This window comes from Promicromonospora kroppenstedtii DSM 19349, assembly GCF_000515355.1.
Classification (GTDB): domain Bacteria; phylum Actinomycetota; class Actinomycetes; order Actinomycetales; family Cellulomonadaceae; genus Promicromonospora; species Promicromonospora kroppenstedtii.
The window spans coordinates 58,739-67,261 of sequence record NZ_KI911634.1 but is presented as its reverse complement, the minus strand read 5'-3'; the positions used below and the strand labels follow the sequence as shown (position 1 = coordinate 67,261).

The following is an 8,523-nucleotide window of genomic DNA, read 5'->3' as shown; positions in this document are numbered from 1 at the left end:
CCTGCGCCGCCACCGCCGCGAGGCCGGACGCCGCCAGCCCGATCCCGGCGACCTGCGCGCCGAGGGCGACGGCGCCGGCGGACGGCCCCTCCGACCACACCACCGCGGTGGTCAGGGCACCCGAGACGACCGAGAAGAGCACGCCGACGAGCAGGCCGGTGACCAGCGGTGCCAGCGAGCCCACCCGGGCGGCCCGTACGAGCTCCAGCCGGCCGAGCTGCTCCTCCTTGCGGGTGTGCCGCACCACCGCCATGGCGGCGAGCACGCCGAAGACAGCGACCATGAAGATGCCGACGCGCCACGAGACCGTCGACGCGATCGACCCCGTGTTCTCGTAGGGCCCGAGCAGCACCAGGAACGCCGGGTTGGTCACCAGGGTGGCCTGGATCGTGTCGCGCTGCTCCTGGGTCCCGTACAGCTCGGACACCGAGCTCAGGGTGCTGACGAACAGCAGCGCGCACACGAGGATCTGCGCGGGCAGGAGCACGCGGTCGCGGCGCAGCGCGAGCCGCAGCAGGTCGCCCGTGCCCGCGAATGCGCCCCGCAGCGCGAGCGCGGGGCGCTCCAGCACCGGGACGGCCGGCAACGTCGTCGCGGTCATCGCCGGCCTGCCTTCACGGAACCGCCGTCGGCGGGCGCGTCCTCGAGCCGCTCGAGCTCGTCGCCGTACTGCCGCAGGAACAGCTCCTCCAGCGACGGCGGCTCGATGGTCAGGCCGTGCGGCTCCAGGCCCGCCAGGACCTGGGTGACCCGGGGCAGCGCGTCGTCGTCCACGTGGAACGCGATGCGCGACGCCGGCGCACCGGACGCCGCCGCGCCCCCGCCGTCGCTCACGACGAGGTCGTGCACGCCCGCGACCGAGTCCAGCGCGGCGACGTCCCCGCTGACCACGGCCGAGACCTTGGACCGCGTGAGGTGGCGCAGCTCGGCGAGCGTGCCGGACTGCACGTCCTTGCCGTTGCGGATGATCGTCACGGTGTCGCACAGCGCCTCGACCTCGCCGAGGATGTGGCTGGAGAGCAGCACCGAGGTGCCGGTGGCCGTCGCCTCGCGGATGGAGTCCTGGAACACCGCCTCCATGAGGGGGTCCAGCCCCGACGTCGGCTCGTCGAGCACCAGCAGCTCCGCGTCGGCGCTCAGCGCCGCGACCAGGGCGACCTTCTGCCGGTTGCCCTTGGAGTAGGTGCCGGCCCGCTTGGTCGGGTCGAGCTCGAAACGCTGGAGCATGCGCTCCTTGCGCTTCCGGTCGACCGTGACCCCGCGGAGCCGGAGCAGGAGGTCGATCGCCTCGCCTCCCGTGAGCTTGGGCCAGAGCGTGACGTCGCCCGGCACGTAGGCGAGCCGCCCGTGCAGGTCGACGGCCTGCGCGAACGGGTCACCACCGAGCAGGCTGGCCCGTCCGGAGTCGGGCCGCAGCAAGCCGAGCAGGACGCGGATGGTGGTGGACTTGCCCGCCCCGTTGGGGCCGAGGAATCCCGCGACCTCTCCTGGACGGACGGTCAGGTTCAGGCCGTCGAGCGCCTGCACGGCGCCGAAGGACTTGTGCAGGTCGTGGATCTCGATCGCAGGTGTGGCGGTCATGGCTCGTTCGCTCTCTGACGTCGGGGTGGGGACGTGACAGGGCGGCGCCAGGGTCGGCCGGCAGGACCGGTCAGCCGGCGGCGGGCGCCAGCCCGTCCTGAGCCGGCGGGTCCGGGACGTACATCAGGTAGTCGTCGAGCATGCGCCGGGAGGTCAGGTACCCCTCGGTGAACAGCTCCATCATCGGCAGGTAGCTGTTGGTCAGGTATCCGCGGACGATCCCGGCGAGGTCGGCAGGATTCTCCGGTGGGTCGAGCGTCACCTCGAGCAGCAGGGCACCGAGGGCGGAGAGGGTGAGGTACCGGGCGCGGGCGGCCTCGTCCCGGCTGGGCACGATGACGCCGGCGGCGACCCCCTCCCGGGTGTAGCCGACGGCGTCGCTGACCATGTGGTCGATGAACTCCCGCGCCAGCGGGCCGCCGTCCTGCATGGACCGCAGGATGTAGCCGACGAGGCTCGCGTTCTCCTCCGCGGCCGCGAACTTGGAGAAGAAGCTCTGGTTCGCGGCGGCGTCGGCGACGTTCTCCCGCTTGAGCCGCCCGATCGTGGCCAGGACCTGCGCGTCGCATTCGGCCCGCAGCTTGTCCTTGGATCCGAAGTGGTGCATCACGAGGCCGGCACTCACGCCGGCGTCGGCAGCGATGGTGCGGATCGAGGCTCCGAAGCCCTCCACCGCGAACCGGCTGACCGCCGTGTCCCGGATCTTGGCGCGGGACGTGAGGTCCTCGGCACCGTCGACTGAACGCATGTTCAAGATGCTAACCACGCGTTCAGCCGACTGTCCAGGGTCAGCCCTTGGCGGTCCCCCGCCAGCGGCCGATCGCGCGCATGACGTGGTAGATGACCAGGGCAGCGGCGGTGCCCAGCGCGATGCCGCCGAACTCGAGGTCGCCGGCCGCCCACGTGAAGTTCGCGATGCCGATGATCAGCGGCACGGCCGCCGTGGTCAGGTTCACCGAGTCGGAGAAGTCGACCTTGGCCTGCACCCAGATCCGGGCGCCGAGGATGCCGATCATCCCGTACAGCATGGTGGTGACGCCGCCGAGCACGCCCTGCGGCACGGTGTTGATCAGCGCGCCGAACTTGGGCGACATGCTGAGCACCAGCGCGCCGAACGCGGCAACCCAGTAGGCGGCCGTCGAGTACACGCGGGAGGCAGCCATGACGCCGATGTTCTCCGCGTACGTGGTGGTGCCGGAGCCGCCGCCGAGACCGGCGAGGGTGGTGGCCACTCCGTCGGCCAGGAGGGCGCGACCCGTGAGCTTGTCGTAGTCGCGGCCGGTCATCGCGGCCACCGACTTCACGTGGCCCACGTTCTCCGCGATGAGCACCAGCACGACCGGGAGGAAGAGACCGAGCACGGCCGGGTCGAACGACGGCGCGGTGAAGTGCGGCAGGCCGAACCAGTCGGCCTTCGTCACCGGGGAGAAGTCGACCTCGCCGCGCACGCTCGCGAACGCGTAGCCGATCACCACGCCGAGCAGGATCGCAAGGCGGCCGATGATTCCCCGGAACAGCACCTGGATCAGGATGATCGACGCAAGGGTGACCACGGCCGTGACCGGCGAGGCCTGGAAGCCGGTGCAGTTGCCGTCCGCATCGCACGACCCCCACGCCACCGGCGCCAGGTTGAGCCCGATGAGGGCCACGATCACACCGGTGACGACGGGCGGCATGGCGGCCTGGATCCAGCGCGGCCCCGCGAAGTGCACCACCACGCCCACCAGGGCCAGGAGCAGGCCGGTGGCGAAGATGCCGCCGATCGCGGCGGACTGCCCGGCCGACGCCGTGGCCGCGAGGATCGGTGCGATGAACGCGAAGCTCGACCCCAGGTAGCTCGGGAGCTTGTTGCCCGTGATGAGCAGGAACCCGATGGTGCCGATCGCCGAGAAGAAGAGCGTCGTCGCCGGGTCGAAGCCGGTGAGGATGGGCACCAGGAAGGTGGCGCCGAACATCGCGACGATGTGCTGCAGACCGATCCCCACGGTCCGCGGCCAGCTCAGCCGCTCGTGCGGGGCGACCACCTCACCGGGGGCGATGCGGGCCCCGTCACCGTGCAGCTTCCAGCCGAGTCCCATTGTGTTGTCCTTGATCTCGCAACGAAAGTGTCGCGCGGATCTTAGCGGTCAGCGGGTACGGACCGGTCAACAGGTGCTGCGGTACTCGCTGATCTGCTCGTCCGGCTCCGGCGCGGGGCAGAGGAACCGCGCGTAGCGCTCGTCGTCGTCCACGTAAAGCTTGAGCCAGGAGATGCCGTAGCGGGCGACGGTCGTGCCCGGCAGGCTGGGGGCGTCGTGGGCCGCGCCGCGCAGCTCCAGGTACGCCTTGTCGCCGTCCGCCGGGAGCGACTCGTACATCGGCTCGGCGTGCAGTCGCACCCGGGCCACCGTGTCGTCCTCGGCACCTACGACCAGCGTCGGCGCGCCGACCTCTGGGAACGTCTTGTCCACGCTCCACGGCGTGAGGGGCACGACGGCGCGCAGGGCCGGGCGGTCCTTGGCCGCCTCCAGGCTGCCGCCGCCGCCCATCGAGTGGCCCATCACGGCCTGCCGGGTGTGGTCGACGCGGTCCGCGACCGCGGTGTCCCGGAGCTGGTCGAGCGCGGCGAGGAGCTGGTCGCCGCGCTGCGCGGGCGAGTCGGCCGGGGAGTTCGTGTCGATCGTCACGACGACGAAGCCCTGCGAGGCGATCCGCGGCCCGAGCCAGGCGATGCTCGCCTGGGTACCCGTGTAGCCGGGCGAGACGGCGACCGCGCCGAACGTGCCCTCGGACGTGTCAGCCGGATAGTAGACGGTGGCGCCGCCGTATCCCTCTGCGGCGGTGCGTGGGATCACGAGCTGCTCGACGGCGAACGGGCCCAGCGGCGCCTCGATGCTCGCCTCGGTGGGGTCCGGGCCGCGCCGGAGGCCGTCGTCGGCGGAGGCGGCGGCCGGCCCGACGAGCGTCCCGGCGGCCAGCACCGTCACGGCCAGCGAAGCACGGGCAACACGAGACATGCTCTGCATGGACTTCTCCCGGGGTCTGTCGCGAGGAGCGGCTGGGAAGACCCTAAGGAACATTCACCGCGACGGCCTGCGGAAGCGCACGGGCCGTCCCGTCAGGTGGCGGGGCGGCCCGTGCGCAGGCAGGAGACGTCAGCCGAGCTGCGGGCGCACCTCGCGCGCGACCAGGTCGAGGTGGTCGAGGTCGGCCAGGTCGAGCACCTGGAGGTAGACGCGCTGGACGCCGTCGGCCTCGAGGGCCTTGAGCCGGTCCACGGCCTCGGCGACGGTGCCGGCGATGCCGTGCTCGCGCAGTTCCGCCGGCTCGCGGCCGATCGCCGCAGCACGCCGCGTGAACTCGGCCTCGTCCTTGCCGATCGCGGCGACGAGCGCCACCGACTGGACGATCGAACCGGGGTCGCGCCCGGCATCCGAGAGCGCCTTCTCGATGACCTTGATCCGGGGGCCGATCTCGCTGATCTCCGGGAAGGACTGGTTGTACTCGTCGCCGTACCGCGCCGCCAGGGCGGGCGTGCGGCGCGGGCCGCCTCCCCCGACCAGCACGGGGATCTTCGACTGCGCGGGCTTGGGCAGCGCGGGCGAGTCGGTGATCTGGTAGTGCTCGCCCGAGAACGAGAACTTCTCGCCGACGGGCGTGCCCCACAGGCCGGTGACGACGGCGAGCTGCTCCTCGAGGATGCCGAACCGCTTGTCGGGGAACGGGATGCCGTAGGCGGCGTGCTCGGCGGCGAACCAGCCGGTACCGAGTCCCAGCTCCACGCGGCCTCCGGACATCTGGTCCACCTGCGCCACCTGGATGGCGAGCACGCCGGGGTGCCGGAACGTCGCCGAGGAGACGAGCGTGCCGAGCCGCACGGTCGAGGTCTCGCGGGCCAGGCCGGCCAGCGTGATCCAGGAGTCGGTGGGCCCGGGCAGGCCGTCCCGGTCACCCATGGCGAGGTAGTGGTCGGAACGGAAGAAGGCGCTGAACCCCAGCCGTTCGGTCGCCTGGGCGACCGCGAGCTGGTCGTCGTACGTCGCGCCCTGCTGGGGCTCGACGAAGATGCGGAGGTCGAGAGTCATGTTTCCTCTGGTGCCGGTCGGTCAGTCGAACTGGGGGTCGGTCGTGCGCGACCGCTTGATCTCGTAGAAGTACGGGTACCGCGCGAGCGCCACGGCGGCGTCGAACAGCGCGCCGGCCTCCTCGCCGCGCGGGATGCGCGTGAGCACGGGACCGAAGAAGGCCACGCCGTCGACGTGGATGGTGGGCGTGCCGACGTCGTCTCCGACGGGCTTCATACCCGCCTTGTGGGAGGCCGCGAGCTCCTCGTCGTAGTCCTCGGAGGTCGCCACGCGCGCGAGCTCGGCGGGCAGGCCGGCCTCCGCGAGCGCCGCGACGGCCACGTCGTCGAACGCCTTGTCCTGCTGGTTGTGGATGCGCGTACCGGCGGCGGTGTAGAAGGCGGAGAACGCCTCGGGCCCGTGGTCGGTCTGCACGGCCGCGGCGACACGGCCGATGCCGCGCGAGCTCTCGATGCGGGCCCGGTAGTCGTCCGGGATGTCGCGGTCCTTGTTGAGCAGGTAGAGGCTCATGAGCTTGAAGGTGGGCTCGACGTCGCGGATCCGGGCCACCTCGAGGGCCCAGCGCGACGTGATCCAGGCAAAGGGGCACAGGGGGTCGACGTAGACGTCGACGACGGGACGGTCAGCGGTCTCGGTCACGCGCAGCAGACTACGCTCACCTGCGTGACCGGGATCCGTTGGGGAAGCCTCGCCACCGTCGTCGCCGGCGGGGTGATCTTTCTGGTGTGCCTGGTGGGCGTGATCCTCGGTCACCCGTGGGCCGCGGTGCCCGGTGTCCTCGGCCTGCTGACGGCCGTGCGCGAGGTGCGCTACCTGCGCAGGCTGCAGTCAGGGAAGATCTCCGGCAAACGGGAAAATTCGCATCATGAACCCCATTCCTCGCTCAAAGACTCTTCACGGCGCCCGGGGGGCACGCGGTAGCCTGCCTGGCATGACCGCCGTCCGGACCCACACGCACGCGCAGGCAGTCGACGCCGCGGTGGACCTGTTCACCCGGCAGGGGTACGAGGGAACCACCGTCGAGGAGATCGCCGACGCCGCGAAGGTGAGCCGTGCGACGTTCTTCCGCCGGTTCCGCTCCAAGGAGGACGTGGTCTTCGCCGACCACGAGCTGCTGCTCGAGGAGGTCGTGGTCATGCTCGCCGCGACCCGCCCCGACGCTCGGGCGAGCGAGGAGTCCGGCCACGACCTGGGCCGCGGCTGGGACCCGGACGTCGACCCGTACCTCGAGGTGTGCCGCGCGGCGCGCATGGTGTTCGACCATCACGTGGGCCAGCGTGAGACGTCGCTCGCCCGGTACGCGCTGCTGCAGCAGGTGCCGGCGCTGCGCGACCGCGAGCTCATCACGACGCACCGCTACGAGCGGGCGTTCACCCACTACCTGCGCGACACCCTGCCGCCCGAGCGGTCCACCTCCACGGCGTCGATCGCCTTCGCGGCCTCGGTGGTCGCGGTGCACAACGCGATCCTGCGGCGCTGGCTGCGCACACCCTCGCTGGAGCTACGGCCCGAGCTGGAGGAGGCGTTCGCCGATCTGCGCCGCGCCGCCGTCCTGGGCACGGCCGCCGGCCCCCTGGCCGACGACGGCACGCCGGTCACCCGCCGCGTCGTCGTGACGGTCGTCGAGGGGGCGGCCGGGCCCGACGAGGTGGCGCGCGCGGTCCGCGAGGCACTGGTCTGACACGGGCGGGTCCCGGTGGGAATGCCGCCGTGGCATCCTGTGTTCCGCTAGACATCGTGCAGCAGTTGCACACGTGCTCCGGGGTCGGTGAAATTCCGAGCCGGCGGTGACAGTCCGCGACCCGGGTGACTCCTTCGGGAGAAGCCCGGTTGACCTGGTGGAACTCCAGGACCGACGGTGAAAGTCCGGATGGGAGGAAGCACGTGCGACGCGCGCCGTCGACCCCTCGGGGCGCCGGCACCGCGTCGTCGTCGGCGCCGTCCTGGCGCGCGGCCCTCACCCCGGAGTCCCCGTGTGCGGACCTGGAGAGGGAAGAGAAATGGACTGGTTCCGCGCCGCCTACGACGCGACGTTCCTGGTCGGCGACCAGCAGATCTACTGGCGCGAGGTCATCGGCAACCTGTTCGGCCTGGCCTCCGCCCTGGGCGGCCTGCGCCGCAAGGTGTGGGCCTGGCCGGTGGGCATCGTCGGCAACATCCTGCTCTTCACCGTCTTCATGGGCTCCTGGTTCGGCGAGACCGGCCGCGCCGACATGCTCGGCCAGGCCGCCCGGCAGATCATGTTCATCGCCGTGTCGATCTACGGCTGGTACCGCTGGCGGGAGACCCAGCGCGCGGGCGGCGCCGGCACGGTCGCGGTGCACCCGCGCTGGGCCTCGTGGCGGGTCCGCATCGGCCTGGTGACCGGGATGTTCGCCGGGACCCTGCTCCTGACCCCCCTCTTCCGGACCCTCGGCTCGTACGAGCCGGTCTGGGCCGACGCCTGGATCTTCACCGGCTCGGTGCTCGCCACCTACGGCATGGCCAAGGGCTGGGTCGAGTTCTGGCTGATCTGGGTGGCCGTCGACCTCGTGGGCGTGCCGCTCCTGTTCTCCGCCGGGTACTGGGCCACCGCGCTCATGTACGTGGTCTACGGAGCGTTCACGCTGTTCGGCTTCTTCGCGTGGTGGCGCATCAGCCGCCGGGAGAACGCCGGCCCGGACCAGGTGGCGGTCGCGGCCGCCTGATCGCCCGGCCGGTCGCGTAGCGTCGGCGCTCGTGAACGCACAGGAGCGCACGGCCAGGATCGGGATCGTCGGCTCGGGCTTCCGCGCCCGCACCATGCTGCGGGTGCTGCACGCCCTGCCCGACCGGTTCGAGGTGGCCGGCGTGGCCACCCGCAACGCGGCGGACCGGGAGGCGCTGGCGACCCGCGGCC

The 8,523-nt window shown here is 71.8% G+C and carries 9 protein-coding genes, 1 pseudogene and 1 riboswitch; of the genes and pseudogenes, 3 read left to right on the top strand and 7 right to left on the bottom strand.

The annotated features are described in order from the left end of the window. From PROKR_RS06745 to PROKR_RS06715, 7 genes and pseudogenes are all read right to left on the bottom strand, one after another. Positions 1-601, bottom strand: a pseudogene (locus PROKR_RS06745) (hypothetical protein); the annotation flags it as partial. Next, complete coding sequence (locus PROKR_RS06740; RefSeq protein ID WP_036960974.1) at positions 598-1,581, bottom strand: ABC transporter ATP-binding protein; 984 nt, start codon at positions 1,579-1,581, stop codon at positions 598-600. The pseudogene PROKR_RS06745 and the gene PROKR_RS06740, both read right to left, overlap by 4 nt. A gap of 70 nt (positions 1,582-1,651) precedes the next feature. Next, positions 1,652-2,329: a TetR/AcrR family transcriptional regulator gene (locus PROKR_RS06735; protein WP_036960973.1), complete on the bottom strand. Its 678-nt coding sequence runs from the start codon at positions 2,327-2,329 to the stop codon at positions 1,652-1,654. 40 nt (positions 2,330-2,369) lie between these two features. Next, on the bottom strand, positions 2,370-3,659 hold the full coding sequence (locus PROKR_RS06730; RefSeq protein ID WP_036960972.1) for a uracil-xanthine permease family protein: 1,290 nt from the start codon (positions 3,657-3,659) through the stop codon (positions 2,370-2,372). A 66-nt stretch (positions 3,660-3,725) separates the two neighbouring features. Further along, positions 3,726-4,577 (bottom strand): poly(ethylene terephthalate) hydrolase family protein, encoded by an 852-nt coding sequence (locus PROKR_RS06725; RefSeq protein WP_245605727.1) that lies wholly within the window; start codon positions 4,575-4,577, stop codon positions 3,726-3,728. Between the two features lie 138 nt (positions 4,578-4,715). Further along, entirely contained in the window at positions 4,716-5,645 is a 930-nt protein-coding gene (locus PROKR_RS06720; RefSeq protein WP_036960968.1) for an LLM class F420-dependent oxidoreductase, read from the bottom strand. A gap of 21 nt (positions 5,646-5,666) precedes the next feature. Next, complete coding sequence (locus tag PROKR_RS06715) at positions 5,667-6,284, bottom strand: DsbA family protein (protein ID WP_036960966.1); 618 nt, start codon at positions 6,282-6,284, stop codon at positions 5,667-5,669. Positions 6,285-6,308: 24 nt separating this feature from the next. Here PROKR_RS06715 and PROKR_RS32510 point away from each other — a divergent pair, with 24 nt between their 5' ends. The 3 genes from PROKR_RS32510 to pnuC all read left to right on the top strand — a co-directional run bounded on the left by PROKR_RS32510 (position 6,309) and on the right by pnuC (position 8,332). Then, positions 6,309-6,566 carry a hypothetical protein gene (locus tag PROKR_RS32510; protein ID WP_142040780.1) on the top strand — a complete coding sequence of 86 codons (258 nt, stop codon included), beginning with the start codon at positions 6,309-6,311 and terminating at the stop codon, positions 6,564-6,566. A gap of 10 nt (positions 6,567-6,576) precedes the next feature. Further along, positions 6,577-7,326: a TetR/AcrR family transcriptional regulator gene (locus PROKR_RS06710; RefSeq protein WP_036960964.1), complete on the top strand. Its 750-nt coding sequence runs from the start codon at positions 6,577-6,579 to the stop codon at positions 7,324-7,326. A gap of 69 nt (positions 7,327-7,395) precedes the next feature. After that, positions 7,396-7,533: riboswitch (FMN riboswitch) on the top strand. Positions 7,534-7,645: 112 nt separating this feature from the next. Then, positions 7,646-8,332 carry a nicotinamide riboside transporter PnuC gene (pnuC, locus tag PROKR_RS06705; protein WP_036960963.1) on the top strand — a complete coding sequence of 229 codons (687 nt, stop codon included), beginning with the start codon at positions 7,646-7,648 and terminating at the stop codon, positions 8,330-8,332. The last annotated feature ends 191 nt before the right edge of the window (positions 8,333-8,523 follow it).